The organism is Pseudomonas sp. NFPP04 (assembly GCF_900113815.1).
GTDB lineage: Bacteria > Pseudomonadota > Gammaproteobacteria > Pseudomonadales > Pseudomonadaceae > Aquipseudomonas > Aquipseudomonas extremorientalis.
Genome location: NZ_FOQS01000002.1, coordinates 240,712 through 256,740, shown reverse-complemented (window position 1 = coordinate 256,740; position 16,029 = coordinate 240,712). Strand labels below are relative to the sequence as shown.

At 62.7% G+C, this 16,029-nt stretch carries 13 protein-coding genes; 10 read left to right on the top strand and 3 right to left on the bottom strand.

All coding sequences use genetic code 11. The features are described from left to right. Positions 1–3: 3 nt before the first annotated feature. From tssK to tagH, 3 genes are read right to left on the bottom strand one after another with little or no spacing between them, the layout of a single operon-like run. Complete coding sequence (gene tssK / locus BM017_RS04985) at positions 4–1,338, bottom strand: type VI secretion system baseplate subunit TssK (protein WP_071488093.1); 1,335 nt, start codon at positions 1,336–1,338, stop codon at positions 4–6. A gap of 18 nt (positions 1,339–1,356) precedes the next feature. Further along, a complete protein-coding gene (gene tssJ, locus BM017_RS04980) occupies positions 1,357–1,866 on the bottom strand; it encodes a type VI secretion system lipoprotein TssJ (protein ID WP_092241644.1) in 510 nt (169 codons plus the stop codon). A gap of 52 nt (positions 1,867–1,918) precedes the next feature. Next, positions 1,919–3,235, bottom strand: a complete 1,317-nt coding sequence (gene tagH / locus BM017_RS04975; protein WP_092241642.1) for a type VI secretion system-associated FHA domain protein TagH — start codon at positions 3,233–3,235, stop codon at positions 1,919–1,921. A gap of 394 nt (positions 3,236–3,629) precedes the next feature. Here tagH and tssA point away from each other — a divergent pair, with 394 nt between their 5' ends. The 10 genes from tssA to BM017_RS04925 all read left to right on the top strand — a co-directional run bounded on the left by tssA (position 3,630) and on the right by BM017_RS04925 (position 16,023). Next, positions 3,630–4,649, top strand: coding sequence for a type VI secretion system protein TssA (gene tssA / locus BM017_RS04970; RefSeq protein ID WP_071488096.1), 1,020 nt, complete (start codon positions 3,630–3,632; stop codon positions 4,647–4,649). A 54-nt stretch (positions 4,650–4,703) separates the two neighbouring features. Next, a complete protein-coding gene (gene tssB / locus BM017_RS04965) occupies positions 4,704–5,210 on the top strand; it encodes a type VI secretion system contractile sheath small subunit (RefSeq protein WP_010207547.1) in 507 nt (168 codons plus the stop codon). A gap of 2 nt (positions 5,211–5,212) precedes the next feature. Continuing rightward, entirely contained in the window at positions 5,213–6,712 is a 1,500-nt protein-coding gene (gene tssC / locus BM017_RS04960; RefSeq protein ID WP_058424268.1) for a type VI secretion system contractile sheath large subunit, read from the top strand. Positions 6,713–6,883: 171 nt separating this feature from the next. Next, on the top strand, positions 6,884–7,372 hold the full coding sequence (locus BM017_RS04955; protein ID WP_005792512.1) for an Hcp family type VI secretion system effector: 489 nt from the start codon (positions 6,884–6,886) through the stop codon (positions 7,370–7,372). A 78-nt stretch (positions 7,373–7,450) separates the two neighbouring features. Then, positions 7,451–7,966, top strand: a complete 516-nt coding sequence (tssE, locus tag BM017_RS04950) for a type VI secretion system baseplate subunit TssE (RefSeq protein ID WP_005792513.1) — start codon at positions 7,451–7,453, stop codon at positions 7,964–7,966. Next, entirely contained in the window at positions 7,963–9,822 is a 1,860-nt protein-coding gene (gene tssF / locus BM017_RS04945) for a type VI secretion system baseplate subunit TssF (protein ID WP_071488097.1), read from the top strand. Before tssE ends, tssF begins: the two co-directional genes overlap by 4 nt. Continuing rightward, on the top strand, positions 9,786–10,829 hold the full coding sequence (gene tssG / locus BM017_RS04940; RefSeq protein ID WP_058424270.1) for a type VI secretion system baseplate subunit TssG: 1,044 nt from the start codon (positions 9,786–9,788) through the stop codon (positions 10,827–10,829). Before tssF ends, tssG begins: the two co-directional genes overlap by 37 nt. Beyond that, complete coding sequence (gene tssH / locus BM017_RS04935; RefSeq protein WP_092241640.1) at positions 10,822–13,479, top strand: type VI secretion system ATPase TssH; 2,658 nt, start codon at positions 10,822–10,824, stop codon at positions 13,477–13,479. The genes tssG and tssH overlap by 8 nt, the downstream gene beginning before the upstream one ends. A gap of 147 nt (positions 13,480–13,626) precedes the next feature. Then, positions 13,627–15,573: a type VI secretion system Vgr family protein gene (locus BM017_RS04930; protein ID WP_092241638.1), complete on the top strand. Its 1,947-nt coding sequence runs from the start codon at positions 13,627–13,629 to the stop codon at positions 15,571–15,573. 15 nt (positions 15,574–15,588) lie between these two features. Next, positions 15,589–16,023, top strand: coding sequence for a DcrB-related protein (locus tag BM017_RS04925; RefSeq protein WP_092241636.1), 435 nt, complete (start codon positions 15,589–15,591; stop codon positions 16,021–16,023). Positions 16,024–16,029 lie beyond the last annotated feature (6 nt).

Sequence of the window (16,029 nt, the reverse complement as noted above, 5' to 3'; positions counted from 1 at the left end):
GGATTATCCTCGGATCGCCCAGAAGGCCAGGTTCAAGCCCGGGAACTGCCCGGCGATATGGAAGGCAAAACCGCCGGAATTGCCCAGTTGTTGCCAATGCTCGCTGCCGCGATCGAGCTCGTAATACGTCGAGCCTGCGTGGTACGGCAGTTGGCGTGGCGCCACCGGCAGAGGCAACAGGCCAATACCCGGCAGTTGCAGGTTGACCAGGTCGCGGATGTGCTCCACCGAGCCGACTTTGCTCTGCTGGCCGAAGCGTGCGCGCAGGGTTTCGCCGGGCACATCGGCGCGCACCACCAGGATGAAACTGGCGTTGTCGAGCAGAGTCTTGTCGGCCAGCATCGCCACGTGCACGCCATAGGCTTTCTCGACAATCGGGATCGGTGTGGCCTTGCTGTCGATCAGCATCGACAACGCTTCACGCAATGCCGCCATCACCGGCGCGAAGCTCAGGGCCAGGTCATCGTGCTGATACTGCGGGTATTCCTGGGGGCGACGACCGGAGGTGGAGAAGGTCGAGAACTCGCCGGCCAGGCTGACCAGCTCGCTGAAGAAGCGCTCCGGGTGCAACGGGCTCAACTGGCTCAAATGCTGGACCAGCGGTTGGGCGCGGTTGACCAGTTGCAGCAGCATGAAGTCGGCAATCTCCGACGCGCCACCGGCGCCCGATGCCACCACCCGCCCCGCCAGGGCTTCGCCGCGCTGGTGCAGCAGGCCGAGCAGTTCGCTGCGAAAGGCGGTGAGCGGTTTGCTCGCGGCCACATCCAATACCGGCGGGATGTAGGTGTCATCGAGCACCAATGCGCGGTCGGCACGTTTTTCCTTGATGCGCACCAGGCCCACGGCGGCGTAATCGCTGATGCCATCCTGGGCGGTGAGCAGGCGCAGGGCGCGGGAACCCACGGCCACAGGGGCGCGGTTTTCGAAAGGTGCGTTGTCATCGCGTACTTCGCGCACCTGGCTCACATAACGCGCAGCCTCCAGGGCTTCGCCTTCATCCACGGTATCGCGGGCGCCGGCGCGCTTGAGCGGCAGGGCCAGGTACACCAGGCCGTCGCGCAGGTTGTCATCGATATTCAGCGGGCTTGGCGCCAGGTCATCCTGGGGGATATTAAACGGCGTGCCGTCGGGCAGCAGGCCACGCGCCGACACGATCGCCAGCTTGCCCTGGGCCAGCAGGCCCTGGTCGATCAGCAGCTCGGAAAAACCCCAGGCGCCGGCGGACAACGGGCGACTGCGGGCATCGATCAGGTTTTCCAGGTAACGGTCATGCTGCTGGAAGTGCTGCGTTCCGATGAACATGCCTTCCGACCAGACCACGCGATTGTTCCAGGACATGGGGGCTCCGATTGCTTCTTATTGGGCAGGGCTGGATGGGGTGACCACGACGTCGGCGCGCACGGCACGCACATCGAGGCTGATCTGGTATTCGGTGTACTGGCGCGCGGGCACGTTGATCACCGTGCGCCATTGCGCGCGGTCCAGCTCGCGATAGCCCACCAGCAGGCCGATCTGGCGCGTGGACGGGTCGAGGTCACGCTGGATGCTCAATTGCTCGCCGGGTTGCACCATCACTTCGTCCTGGTCCAGCAGGTCCAGGCCCAGTGTGGATTGCGCACGGTCCGCCAGAGCGAAGTAATCGGAACGGGCGAAGGTGGCGGCGTTTTTCAGTTCGAAGATGCGCACCCTTACCGGGGCGGCCTGGCCGTTGGCACCGGGGTTGAGCCCGCTGATCGCATGGAAGTGCAGCTCGACGGCGGCCGTATCCACTTCGGCCTCGGCGGCTGTTTCGGGTTTGGCGGTGTCTTTGGCACACGCCGTCAGCAAAAGCAGTGTGGCAACTGCGAGTAAAAACCTGGGAATCATCCTGCGTCCTCAATGACGTACTTAGCTATCCGTTAAATCCATGTGCTGCGGTTCAGCGTCGCTGTCGTGCGCTGTGTTCTTCGTAGGCCCGGCTGAATTCGCGGCCGAACAGGTCCTGGAAATCTTCCTGGGCCTCGCGGGAAATATTGCTGTAGAGCTCGGTGAACTGCTGCCAGTACTGGGCCTGGCGCGAACCATTGAAAAGGCTCGACAGCCCGCCGGGCTTGCCCATGCGTTCTTCCAGTTGCGTCGGTTCAAAGCGGCTGAGCAGGTGCTTGATCGCCGCTTCCACGCCGGCCATCACCGCCAACTGGTGGGCGCGCAGGTCGTTGAAACTGTCGCGTACGGCGAGGTCGGGTGCCATAAACGCCTGGTTGCCGTGGCGCAGGAGCAGCAGTAACGCTTCGTCGGCATTCGGGGCGAATTTCAACGGATTGTTTTCTGCCGGCTGGATCATGGTCTGCTGCATGCGGAACTCGCCCTTGAGGCTGGCGCGGGCCCGCAGCACGTCGATCAGGCCTTCGACCATCAGGCGGTAGCTGCGGCCGATATTTTCCATCTGGGCCTCGGCCTGGGCTTTGTCCAGGCGCAGTTGGTCCAGGCCCGCACCACGCAGGAAGGCTTGCAGAAGGTCCGGTTGCTGGCTTTCCGCCACGGGCGGCGGGGGCTCGACAACCGGGGGCGGCTGGATGACCGGTGGCGGCGCAGCGCTGACGACGGGTGCTGGCGTGTCGCCAAACAGGTCCCAGTCTTCGGGAATCACCGCGCCCGACACCACCGGCGGTGCCACTACCGGCACAGCCACCGGTGTCGGCGGGCGGAAGTCATGTTGCTCGGAAGGCACGTGGTCCGGCACGGTCGGCGGCGGTACGGCGGTAGGACTGAGGAAGTCGAACAGGTCCGGCAGCGTGTCCATCGATGAAGCGCCCTGGAATTGCGGCGCAATCACCGGAACAGGCGCGGGCTTATTCGACACGGCGCCCATCAGCGCTTCGAAACTGTTCGGCGACTCGCCGGCAAACGGCTGGCTGTCGACGGCCTGTACGTTGAAATCGATACGCGCCTGGATCTCGTAATCGCCGATGCGGATCAGCTCGCCATCTTGCAACAGCTCGCTGTTACCCCTGCGCAAACGAATGCCGGCGTTAACCAACTCCACTCCGTTGGTACTGTTATCAGTTAAATAATAACGGCCATCTTTGTACTGAATAACGCAGTGCTGCGAGGAGACCAGACGCTCAGGATCAGGCAATACCCAGTCATTATCCGAGCTGCGGCCGATAGCCATCGAGCCCTGATTCATGGACTTTTCGGAGCACTGCCCAGGGGTAATCTTGTGATAACTAGTGATAGTCAAACACAGCGACATCTTGCCTCCTTGCTGATACTTCGCGCGCGGTCGATTCCCGGGACAGCGCTTCCCGGGATATCCCCATCAGGTCGAGCAATCGACCGTCCAAAACCTGCCAATACCAGCATGATCGCTGATCTTAACTGGGCTCTATGACAAAAATCCTGTCCCGGTACGTCGTTCGACCCACCAGTCGCACAGGTTGTTAAGCACCGCACATCTGTCACAGAGGGCGAATAGCTTACCTTGACAAGGCATAAGTACTACACCAAAAATGCACAACTTCTTGAATACCGGTGATGGCACATTAGTGGCATCTTGCTTATATGACCAAGAAAACATGCAAAGTTCCTTGCGCAACTAATGCATGAATTGCCCGCTATCTAACGGGCTGATAGGGAGATCAAATACAGTGGATGTGCCGTTGCTGCTCACCGCCGTTTCCGCGACTTCGCCCTGTGGCGAAGACATGGAATATGACGCGCAATTTCTGCAATTGGAGCGTGATGCCAAGGGCCAACCCGAGCGCAGCATGGGCGACTCGATCCTGCCCGCTGAACCGCCGGAATGGCGCAGCATCCAGCAGCAAAGCCTCGACTTGCTCGCGCGCAGCAAAGACCTGCGCATCACCCACTTCCTGTTGCAAAGCGCCCTCGCCCTCCAAGGCGTGGCCGGCCTGGCCGAAGCGCTGACGCTGATCGATGCGCTGCTGCGCGATTACTGGGCCGACCTGCACCCGCGCCTGGACGCCGACGACGATAACGACCCTACCGTACGCATCAACGCCCTCACCGGCCTGACCTGCGACACCAACATCCGCCTGCTGCGCGAAAGCATCCTCACGCGCTCGCGCACCTTCGGCCCCGTGAGCCTGCGCGCGGCGCTCAACGCCAGTGGCCTGTTGAGCTTCCCCGATGAACAACTCGGCGCGCAGCAGCTCAACGCCGCGTTCCTCGACAGCGACCCCGAGCAGCTACAGGCCACCCGCGACGCTCTGATTACGGCGCGTGCGGCGTGCGAAGCGATCGAACAACAGGTCAATGATCAGGTCGGTTCCGCCCAGGGCGTGGACCTCAGCGCCTTGAAGCAGCCGCTCAAGCAGGCGTTGCAGATACTCAATCAAGCGGTGCCCGGCGCCGCCGGCAGCAGCGAACCCGAGGCCGTCAGTGACGACAATGCCCCCTCGGCCGACTTCGCCGCCGCCCCCGCAGCACCGCGTCCCGTTGGCGATATCGCCAGCCGCGACGATGTGCTGCGCAGTCTCGACAAGATCCTTGCGTACTACACCCGGCACGAGCCTTCGAGCCCGCTGCCGGTGCTGTTGAACCGGGCGAAGAATCTGGTGCACGCCGACTTTGCGGCCATCGTGCGCAATCTGATTCCCGACGGCATGTCCCAATTTGAAAACCTGCGCGGGCCGGACGGCGAGTAAGCCATCCGACTGTGCAGTAACAACACCGTCGCTCAAGCGACCAGGAGCAGCAACGTGGCGAAGCAAAGTTCTCAGAAATTCATCGCGCGCAACCGTGCGCCTCGAGTGCAGATCGAGTACGACGTCGAGCTCTACGGCGCCGAGAAAAAGGTCCAGTTGCCCTTCGTAATGGGCGTGATGGCCGACCTCGCCGGCAAGCCTGCCGAGCCGTTGGCGCCGGTGGCCGACCGCAAGTTCCTTGAAGTGGACGTCGACAACTTCGACTCGCGCCTCAAGGCCATGCAGCCGCGCGTGGCGTTTCACGTACCGAACGAACTGACCGGCGAAGGCAACCTGAGCCTGGACATCACCTTCGAAAGCATGGACGACTTCAGCCCGGCCGCCGTGGCACGCAAGGTCGACTCGCTGAATCAACTGCTCGAAGCCCGCACCCAGCTGGCCAACCTGCTGACCTACATGGACGGCAAGACCGGCGCTGAAGAAATCATCATGAAGGCGATCAAGGATCCGGCACTGCTGCAAGCACTTGCCAGCGCGCCTAAGCCTGCAGGGGACCAGTAATCATGACTGACAATACCGCCCGCGAAGGCTCCCAGATCCTGGGCACCCAGACCGAAGAAGCCAGCGAGTTCGCCAACCTGCTGCTGCAGGAATTCAAGCCCAAGACCGAGCGCGCCCGCGAAGCCGTGGAAACCGCCGTGCGCACCTTGGCCGAACAGGCCCTGGCGCAAACCGACCTGGTCTCCAATGACGCGATCAAGTCGATCGAATCGATCATCGCTGCCATCGACGCCAAGCTGACCGCCCAGGTCAACCAGATCATCCATCACCCGGACTTCCAACAGCTGGAAAGCGCCTGGCGTGGCCTGCACTACCTGGTCAACAACACCGAGAGCGATGAGCAGCTCAAGATCCGTGTGCTCAACATCTCCAAGCCGGACCTGCACAAGACCCTGAAGAAATTCAAGGGCACCGCGTGGGACCAGAGCCCGATCTTCAAGAAGATGTACGAAGAAGAATACGGCCAGTTCGGCGGCGAACCCTACGGCTGCCTGGTGGGCGACTACTACTTCGACCAGTCGCCACCCGACGTGGAACTGCTGGGCGAACTGTCGAAAGTCTGCGCCGCCATGCACTCCCCGTTCATCGCTGCCGCTTCGCCGACCGTGATGGGCATGGGCTCGTGGCAAGAGCTGTCGAACCCACGCGACCTGACCAAGATCTTCACCACTCCGGAATACGCCGGCTGGCGTTCGCTGCGTGAATCGGAAGACTCGCGCTACATCGGCCTGACCATGCCGCGCTTCCTGGCGCGCCTGCCGTACGGCGCCAAGACCGACCCGGTGGAAGCCTTCGCCTTCGAAGAAAACACCGACGGTGCCGACAGCTCCAAGTACACCTGGGCCAACGCCGCGTACGCGATGGCGGTGAACATCAACCGTTCGTTCAAGCACTACGGCTGGTGCTCGCGCATCCGTGGCATCGAGTCTGGCGGTGAAGTGGAAAACCTGCCGGCCCACACGTTCCCGACCGATGACGGTGGCGTGGACATGAAGTGCCCGACCGAAATCGCCATCAGCGACCGCCGTGAAGCGGAACTGGCGAAAAACGGTTTCATGCCGCTGCTGCACAAGAAAAACACCGACTTCGCCGCGTTCATTGGCGCGCAGTCGTTGCAGAAACCGGCCGAGTACGATGACCCGGACGCCACCGCCAACGCCAACCTGGCCGCGCGCCTGCCGTACCTGTTCGCCACCTGCCGTTTCGCTCACTACTTGAAGTGCATCGTGCGCGACAAGATCGGTTCCTTCAAAGAGAAGGACGAGATGCAGCGCTGGTTGCAGGACTGGATCCTCAACTACGTGGACGGTGACCCGGCGCACTCCACCGAAACCACCAAGGCCCAGCACCCATTGGCTGCCGCCGAAGTGATCGTGGAAGAAGTCGAAGGCAACCCTGGGTACTACAACTCCAAGTTCTACCTGCGCCCGCACTACCAGCTCGAAGGTCTGACGGTGTCGCTGCGCCTGGTATCCAAGCTGCCTTCGGCGAAAAGCGCGTAAACCACCGATGAGCTAGCTCTTCTGTGGTAGGGGGCTTGCCCCCGATGGCATCACCGGGGTGTAACTGACACACCGAGGTGCCTGCATCGGGGGCAAGCCCCCTCCCACACAAAAGCACTGCCCATTTGGAGTTAATCAAATTCAGTGGCCCACGCCACACAGGGAGAAAACATGGCTGTTGATATTTTCATCAAGATCGGCGACATCAAGGGCGAGTCCATGGACAAGGCCCACAAGGACGAAATCGACGTGCTGAACTGGAGCTGGGGCATGGCCCAGTCCGGCAACATGCACGTGGGCGGCGGTGGCGGCGCGGGCAAGGTGAACATCCAGGACCTGTCGCTGACCAAGTACGTCGACAAGGCTTCGCCGAACCTGATGATGCACTGCGCCAGCGGCAAGCACATCGACAAGGTCAAGCTGACCGTGCGCAAGGCCGGTGGCGAAAGCCAGGTCGAGTACATGGTGATCAACCTGGAAGAAGTGCTGGTGACCTCGCTGAGCACCGGCGGTTCGGGCACCGATGACCGCCTGACCGAGAACGTCACCCTGAACTTCGCCCAAGTGATGGTCGACTACCAGCCGCAGAAAGCCGACGGCACCAAAGACGGCGGCGCGATCAAGTTTGGCTGGAACATCCGTTCCAACACCAAGCGCTGATAGCCCTGGTGGCCGTGGCGCCATGCCACGGCCCCTGGTTTTTTGTCCCTCTCGCAACCCGTCCGTGGAGCTGCTTTGGTGGTAACTGAAATCGCTTCCCGCGACCGTCTGCAACCGTCCCTGTTGGACCGGCTGACGGACGACGATCCAACCAATCCCAAGGAAAGCGCCGACAAACGCGTGCTGTCCCTGACCCAATTGAAAGCCTCGGTGCTGCGTGACCTGGCGTGGCTGCTCAACACCACGTCGTTGCTCGATGCCGATGCCACACTGCACACTCCAGCCGGCACCTCGGTGGTCAATTACGGCCTGCCGGCGCTGGCGGGCAACAGTGTTTCCAGCGTGGATATCAAGGCGCTGGAAGCCCTGATCTACCAGGCCATCGCCACCTTTGAGCCGCGCATCCTGCGCCACACCCTGCGTGTCAAAGCCCGTGTCGGCCATGGCGAAATGAACCACAACGCCCTGAGTTTCGAGATCGAAGGCGACCTGTGGGCCCAGCCGGTGCCGTTGCGCCTGTTGCTGCAAACCGACCTCGACCTGGAATCCGGCCACGTACGCGTGGTCAATGCCGACCAGCGGAGGCGCCCATGAACCCGCGCCTGCTGGAGCTATACAACCAGGAACTGCACCACGTGCGCGAAAGCGCCGCGGAGTTCGCCAAGGAATACCCGAAGATCGCCAGTCGGCTGACCCTGTCCGGTATGGACTGCGCCGACCCGTACGTCGAACGCTTGCTCGAAGGCTTTGCCTACCTCACGGCCCGCGTGCAGCTCAAGCTCGACGCCGAGTACCCGACCTTCACCCACAACCTGTTGGAAATCGCCTACCCGCACTACCTGGCACCGACACCGTCGATGACGGTGGTGCAGTTGCAGACCGACCCGGACGAAGGCTCGCTGGCCAGCGGTTTCCCGCTGCCCCGCGACACCGTCCTGCGCGCCGCCCTGGGCCGCGAAACCCAGACCTGCTGCGAGTACCGCACCGCTCACCCGGTGACGCTGTGGCCGCTGCAGGTGAGCAACGCCGAGTACTTCGGCAACCCTGCCGCCGTATTGGGTCGCTTGGCCGCCAGTGAGCCGAAAGCCAAGGCCGGTCTGCGCCTGACCCTGCGCACCGGCGCCGAGCTGCCGTTCAACAGCCTCGACCTGGATAATCTGCCGCTGTACCTCAGTGGCGCCGACGAGCAACCGTTCCGCCTCTACGAGCAACTGCTGGGCAACGCCTGCGCGGTGTTCGCACGCAAGCCGGGTGGCGATTGGGTCGAGCGCCTGCCGCAAGACGCGTTGCGCTCCCGTGGTTTTGACGACGCCGACGCCGCGATGCCGGTCGTCGCACGCGCCTTCCAGGGCTATCGCCTGCTGCAGGAATACTTCGCCCTGCCCCACCGCTTCCTGTTCGTCGAATTTGCCGAGCTGAGCCGTGCGGTCAAGCGTTGCGACGGCCAGGAGCTGGAACTGATCGTGCTGTTCGACCGCCACGAACCGAGCCTGGAAGGCAGCGTCGGCGCAGCGCAGTTCCTGCCGTTCTGCACCCCGGCGATCAACCTGTTCCCCAAACGCGTGGACCGTATCCACTTGTCCGACCGGGTCAATGAACACCATGTGATCGCCGATCGCACACGGCCGATGGATTTCGAGATTCACTCCCTGAGCGGCATCACCGGCCACGGCACCGGGCCGGAGCAGCCGTTTTTGCCGTTCTACGCGGTGCGTGACCCGTCGCGCTATGGCCGCGACCAGGCGTACTACACCGTGCGTCGCGAGCCGCGCGTACTGTCCAGCGACCAGCGCCGCAACGGGCCGCGCTCCACCTATGTGGGTAGCGAAACCTTTGTCAGCCTGGTGGACAGCCGGCAGTCGCCGTACCGCCACGATCTGCGCCAGCTCGGCGTGACCGCGCTGTGCACCAACCGCGATCTGCCGTTGTTCATGAGCGTGGGCAACGGCAAGACCGACTTCACCCTGGCCGACAGCGCGCCGGTATTGTCGGTGCGCTGCGTGGCAGGCCCCAGCCGCCCGCGCCCCAGCCACGCCCATGACGCCAAGGCCTGGCGCCTGATCAGCCAGCTCTCGCTCAACTATTTGTCCCTGAGCGAACAGGGCCAGGGCGCCGGCGCCTTGCGCGAACTGCTGCGCCTGTACGGCGACAGCAACGACGCCGCGCTGCAATTGCAGATCGAAGGCCTGCGCGAGGTCAGCAGCAAAGCCGTGACCCGACGCCTGCCGATGCCCGGCCCGATCGTGTTTGGCCGGGGCCTGGAGATCACCCTGGAATTCGATGAAAACGCGTTTCGCGGCACCGGCGTGTTCCTGCTCGGTGCGGTATTGGAACGCTTCCTGGCACGCTACGTGTCGATCAACAGTTTTACCGAGACGGTGATCCGTACCACCGAACGCGGCGAGATCATGCGATGGAAAGCCAAGCCCGGACGTCGTCCGACCCTGTGAGTACCCTGGATGCGATGCACCAGGAGCCCTGGGAATACGATTTCTTCCAGGCGCTGCGCCGTATCGAGTGCGAATCGCCGGAGCTGCCGCGCCTGGGCCATTCCCTGCGCCTGGCGGATGACCCGCTGCGCCTGGGGCAACAGGCCGATTGCACCTTCGCCCCGGCCACGCTGGCCTCGGTCGACCCCGGCGGCGACGGCAAGCCGGCGCGCCTGGAGCAGTTCTTCTTCGGTCTTGGCGGCCCCAACGGCCCGCTGCCGCTGCACATCACCGAGTACGTGCGCGAGCGTCAGCGCAACAACGCCGACAGCACCAGCAAGCAGTTCCTGGATGTGTTCCACCATCGCCTGCTCAGCCTGTTTTACCGGGCCTGGGCCGAGGCGCGGCCGACCGTCAGCCACGACCGCCCGGACGATGACTACTGGTCGGCACGCCTCGCCGCGCTGAGCGGCCGGGGCATGCCGAGCCTGCTGAATCAGGGGCTGATCCCGGATACCGCCAAGCTGCACTACAGCGGCCACCTGTCGGCGCAAACCCGCTACCCGGACGGCCTGAAGGCGATTCTCAGCGAGTATTTCGGCCTGCCGGTAGAGATCGAAGAGTACGTAGGCCAATGGTTGGAACTGCCCGAACGCAGCCGCGTGAGTGTGAGCGCCAACCGCCTGGGCGTGGACTTTTGCCTGGGCAGCTTCGTGTGGGACCGCCAGCACAAATTCCGTATCCGCCTGGGCCCGCTCACGCTGGATGACTACATGGGCATGCTGCCCGGCCACCAGCCATTCAACGAACTGGTGGCGTGGGTGGCCGAGTACCTGGGCCATGAACTGGACTGGGACCTGAACCTGGTTTTGCAACAACCCGAAGTCCCGGCGCTGCAACTCAACGGCCAGTTCCGCCTGGGCTTCAACACCTGGCTCGGTAAACCCGAGCATGACGCCAACGACCTAATCCTGGCCCGGCACTACGCCGACCACGCCACCACCTCAAGGAATCCAGAGCATGGGTGAAATCAGTCGCGCCGCACTGTTCGGCAAACTCAACAGCGTGGCCTACAAGGCCATCGAAGCCGCCACCGTGTTCTGCAAACTGCGGGGCAACCCGTATGTGGAACTGGCCCACTGGTTTCACCAGTTGCTGCAACTGCAGGACTCGGACCTGCACCGCATCATCCGCCAGTTCAACGTCGAGCCGGCACGCCTGGCCCGTGACCTTACCGAAGCGCTGGACCGCCTGCCGCGTGGCTCGACGTCGATCACCGACCTGTCGTCCCATGTGGAAGAAGCCGTCGAGCGCGGCTGGGTCTACGGCAGCCTGATGTTCGGCGAAAGCCAGGTGCGCACCGGTTACCTGGTGCTGGGCATTCTCAAGACGCCGAGCCTGCGTCACGCGCTGCTGGGTTTGTCCGCCGAATTCGACAAGATCAAGGCCGAGGCCCTGAGCGAACGCTTTGATGAATACGTGGGCGACTCGCCGGAAAACGCGCTCAGCGCCAGCGACGGTTTCAACGCCGGCGCCGTGCCGGGCGAAGCCAGCGGCGCGATGGCGCCGAGTGCGATGGGCAAGCAGGAAGCGCTCAAGCGCTTCACTGTCGACCTGACCGAACAGGCGCGCAGCGGCAAGCTCGATCCGATTGTTGGCCGCGATGAAGAGATCCGCCAACTGGTCGACATCCTTATGCGCCGCCGCCAGAACAACCCGATCCTCACCGGTGAAGCCGGGGTGGGCAAGACCGCCGTGGTCGAAGGCTTCGCCCTGCGCATCGTCGCCGGGGACGTGCCGCCCGCGCTGAAAGACGTAGAGCTGCGCAGCCTCGATGTGGGCCTGCTGCAAGCCGGCGCCAGTATGAAAGGCGAGTTCGAACAGCGCCTGCGCCAGGTTATCGAAGACGTCCAGGCCTCGCCGAAGCCGATCATCCTGTTTATCGACGAAGCGCACACGCTGGTGGGTGCCGGTGGCGCCGCCGGAACAGGTGATGCCGCCAACCTGCTCAAGCCGGCCCTGGCCCGTGGCACCTTGCGCACCGTGGCCGCCACCACCTGGGCCGAGTACAAGAAACACATCGAGAAAGACCCGGCCCTGACTCGCCGCTTCCAGGTCGTGCAGGTCGCCGAACCGTCGGAAGACAAGGCGCTGCTGATGATGCGCGGCGTGGCCTCGACCATGGAGAAACACCACCAGGTGCAGATCCTCGATGAAGCGCTGGAAGCGTCGGTGAAGCTGTCCCACCGCTACATCCCGGCGCGCCAGTTGCCGGACAAATCCGTGAGCCTGCTGGACACCGCCTGCGCCCGCGTCGCCATCAGCCTGCACGCGGTGCCGGCGGAAGTGGACGACAGCCGTCGTCGTATCGAAGCGTTGGAAACCGAGTTGCAGATCATCGCCCGTGAGCATGCCATCGGCATTGCGATTGGTGCGCGCCAAACCAACACCGAGGCGCTGTTGAGCGCTGAGCGTGAGCGTCTGGCGACCTTGGAAAGCCGCTGGGCTGAAGAGAAAACCTTGGTGGACGAGTTGCTAGCCACCCGTGCAACGCTGCGTGAAAAGGCGGGCGTCGTGGACAGTGGCAACGATGAACTGCGCGCCCAACTGGTCGACCTGCAACAGCGCCTCACCGCCCTGCAAGGCGAAACCCCGCTGATCCTGCCCACCGTGGATTACCAGGCCGTGGCCTCGGTGGTCGCTGACTGGACCGGCATTCCGGTCGGCCGCATGGCGCGCAATGAGTTGGAGACGGTGCTCAACCTCGACCAGCACCTGAAAAAACGCATCATCGGCCAGGACCACGCCCTGCAGATGATCGCCAAGCGCATCCAGACCTCCCGCGCCGGCCTCGACAACCCGAGCAAGCCGATTGGCGTGTTCATGCTGGCGGGCACCTCGGGCGTGGGCAAGACCGAAACCGCCCTGGCCCTGGCCGAAGCCATGTACGGCGGCGAACAGAATGTCATCACCATCAACATGAGCGAATTCCAGGAAGCCCACACGGTGTCGACCCTCAAGGGTGCGCCTCCAGGCTATATCGGCTACGGCGAAGGCGGCGTGCTGACCGAAGCGGTGCGGCGCAAGCCCTACAGCGTGGTGCTGCTGGACGAGGTGGAAAAAGCCCACCCGGACGTGCATGAGATCTTCTTCCAGGTGTTCGACAAGGGCGTGATGGAGGACGGCGAAGGCCGGGTGATCGACTTCAAGAACACCCTGATCCTGCTGACCACCAACGCCGGCACCGAGCTGATTTCCCAGGTGTGCAAAGACCCGGCGAACATCCCGGAGCCGGAAGACATCGCCAAGGCCCTGCGCCAGCCGCTGCTGGAGATTTTCCCGCCGGCTCTGCTCGGCCGTCTGGTGACCATTCCGTACTACCCGCTCAGCGACGAGATGCTCAAGGCGATCACCCGCCTGCAACTGAACCGCATCAAGAAGCGTGTGGAGAGCACTCACAAAGTGGCCTTCGACTACGACGACGCGGTGGTCGATTTGATCGTCTCGCGTTGCACCGAAACCGAAAGCGGCGGGCGCATGATCGACACCATCCTGACCAACAGCCTGCTGCCGGACATGAGCCGTGAATTTCTCACGCGCATGCTGGAGGGCAAGGCGTTGGCGGGGGTACAGATCAGCAGTCGGGATAATGAATTGCACTACCAGTTCAACGATTGACCTGACGGAATACTGCTCAACATGTGGGAGGGGGCTTGCCCCCGATGGCGGTGAATCAGTCACCTGATGCATCCACTGACACACTGCTATCGGGAGCAAGCTCCCTCCCACATTGGATTGGGTTCCTTCAGTTATTAGGGTATTTCGATGCTATTCAACCAAGCCTCACGCCTGGCCAAAATCACCAGCCCCCTCGGGCCGGATGTACTGCTGCTCAATGAAATGGGCGGCGGCGAAGAGCTGGGGCGGCTGTTCAACTACGAGCTGCAACTGACGTCCCTGGATGCCAACATCGACCTCAACCAATTGCTCGGCAAACCCATGAGCGTGGGCCTGCAGTTGGCGGACGGCGGTGAACGGCACTTCCACGGCATCGTCGCACGGTGCAGCCAGAACATCGACCAGGGCCAGTTCGCCAGTTACCAGGTGACGCTGCGCCCTTGGCTGTGGTTGCTCAGCCGCACCTCCGATTGCCGGATTTTCCAGAACCTGAGCATCCCGCAGATCATCAAGCAGGTGTTCCGCGACCTGGGTTTTTCCGATTTCGAAGACGCCCTGAGCCGGCCGTACCGCGAGTGGGAATATTGCGTGCAGTACCGCGAGACCAGCTTCGATTTCGTCAGCCGCTTGATGGAACAGGAAGGCATCTACTATTTCTTCCGCCACGAACAGGACCGCCATGTGCTGGTGCTGGCCGACGCCTACGGCGCCCACACCACGGTGCCAGGCTACGCGTCGGTCCCGTATTACCCCAAGGACGAGCAGCAGCGCGAACGCGACCACATGCACAACTGGCACCTGGCGCAGGAGGTGCAGCCCGGTTCGCTGGAGCTCAACGACTACGACTTCCAGCGCCCCAGCGCCAGCATCGATGTGCGCTCGGCCATGCCACGCCCGCACACCGCCGGCGACTACCCGCTGTACGACTACCCCGGCACCTACGTGCAAAGCGAGGACGGCGAACACTACGCACGCACCCGCATCGAAGCCCTGCAGACCCTGCATGAGCAGATCGAATTCAGCGGCAATGCGCGGGGTTTGGGTTCGGGGCATTTGTTCAGCCTCACCGGCTTCAGTCGCCAGGACCAGAACCGTGAATACCTGATCATCGGCTGCCGCTACTACATCGTCCAGGAAAGCCTGGAGAGCGGCGGCGGCTCGGGCTCGGCACAGTTCGAAAGCAGCCTGACCTGCATTGACGCCCAACAGAGTTTCCGCCCGCTGGCCATCACCCACCGCCCTATCGTCAAAGGCCCGCAGACCGCGCTGGTGGTCGGCCCCAAGGGCGAGGAAATCTGGACCGACCAGTACGGCCGCGTCAAGGTGCACTTCTACTGGGACCGTCACGACCAATCCAACGAGAACAGCTCGTGCTGGATTCGCGTGTCGCAATCCTGGGCCGGCAAGAACTGGGGCTCGATGCAGATCCCACGGATCGGCCAGGAAGTGATTGTAAGCTTTCTAGAGGGTGACCCGGACCGGCCGATCATCACCGGAAGGGTCTACAACGCCGAGCAGACCGTGCCCTACGACCTGCCGGAAAACGCCACCCAGAGCGGCATGAAAAGCCGCTCGAGCAAGGGCGGCACGCCGGCCAACTTCAATGAAATCCGCATGGAGGACAAGAAGGGGCTGGAGCAGCTGTATATCCATGCCGAGCGCAACCAGGACATCGTGGTCGAGGTGGATGAGAGCCATTCGGTGGGGCATGACCGCAACAAGAGCATCGGGCATAACGAGACGGTGACGATTGGCAACAACCGCCTGCGTGTCGTGCGCAGCAACGACACCGTACTGGTGGGCGGCGCCAAATCGGACAGCGCCGCCACGCACTACACGATCGAGGCCGGCGAGAGTATTCGCCTGGTGTGCGGCGACAGTGTGATCGAGCTCAAGGCCGGTGGAGACATCAACCTGACCTGTGGCTCGTTCAATCTGTTTTCCAGCGGCAGCAGCAAGATCCAGACGAAAGGAAAACTGGACATCAACCTGGGCAGCGACAAGGGCACATCGCCCGGCGCCCAAGGTGTGCAAAGCACGATCAAGTCCGCCGTCGAATCAAAATTTTCCGGCAAGCCCGGCGCTGATCAATAACGAGATTTCCCCACCATGAATTACGTAATTAACGAAGCCCAATTCACCCTGCCAGATGCCGAGGTGCAGGACACCTCAATCAATATTCTCAAGTTCGCCAGCCTGGGTACCACGCTGGTGGTCAGTCGCAGCCCACTGGCGGAGGGCGAGACCTTGCACAGCAACTTCGAGGGCCAGCTTAAGAAGCTTGAACAGCAAGTCAAAGACCTTCGTTATTCGCCAGCGCAAGCTATCAAGGTGGGGCCGGCGCAGGATATCGATGCCTTTGAGGTGCAGAACCGTTTCAATAAAGGCAGCGACAACATTTACCAGTATCAGTTGGCGATGCAGATACCCGGCACACGTCGCTTGATCGCCCTCAGCTACGTAAAGACCCAGCCCTTGGGGTCTGCCGAGGCAGCGCATTGGGCAACACTGAAAAACACCCTCACCTTTCTCGCCACGCCCTGAGTCGAA

What these genes read in the sequence shown, in the direction of transcription:
- tssK (WP_071488093.1), bottom strand. Translation starts at nt 1,338, where the DNA reads ATGTCCTGGAACAATCGCGTGGTCTGGTCGGAAGGCATGTTCATCGGA.
- tssJ (WP_092241644.1), bottom strand. Translation starts at nt 1,866, where the DNA reads ATGATTCCCAGGTTTTTACTCGCAGTTGCCACACTGCTTTTGCTGACG.
- tagH (WP_092241642.1), bottom strand. Translation starts at nt 3,235, where the DNA reads ATGTCGCTGTGTTTGACTATCACTAGTTATCACAAGATTACCCCTGGG.
- tssC (WP_058424268.1), top strand. Translation starts at nt 5,213, where the DNA reads ATGACTGACAATACCGCCCGCGAAGGCTCCCAGATCCTGGGCACCCAG.
- BM017_RS04955 (WP_005792512.1), top strand. Translation starts at nt 6,884, where the DNA reads ATGGCTGTTGATATTTTCATCAAGATCGGCGACATCAAGGGCGAGTCC.
- tssF (WP_071488097.1), top strand. Translation starts at nt 7,963, where the DNA reads ATGAACCCGCGCCTGCTGGAGCTATACAACCAGGAACTGCACCACGTG.
- tssG (WP_058424270.1), top strand. Translation starts at nt 9,786, where the DNA reads ATGGAAAGCCAAGCCCGGACGTCGTCCGACCCTGTGAGTACCCTGGAT.
- tssH (WP_092241640.1), top strand. Translation starts at nt 10,822, where the DNA reads ATGGGTGAAATCAGTCGCGCCGCACTGTTCGGCAAACTCAACAGCGTG.
- BM017_RS04930 (WP_092241638.1), top strand. Translation starts at nt 13,627, where the DNA reads ATGCTATTCAACCAAGCCTCACGCCTGGCCAAAATCACCAGCCCCCTC.
- BM017_RS04925 (WP_092241636.1), top strand. Translation starts at nt 15,589, where the DNA reads ATGAATTACGTAATTAACGAAGCCCAATTCACCCTGCCAGATGCCGAG.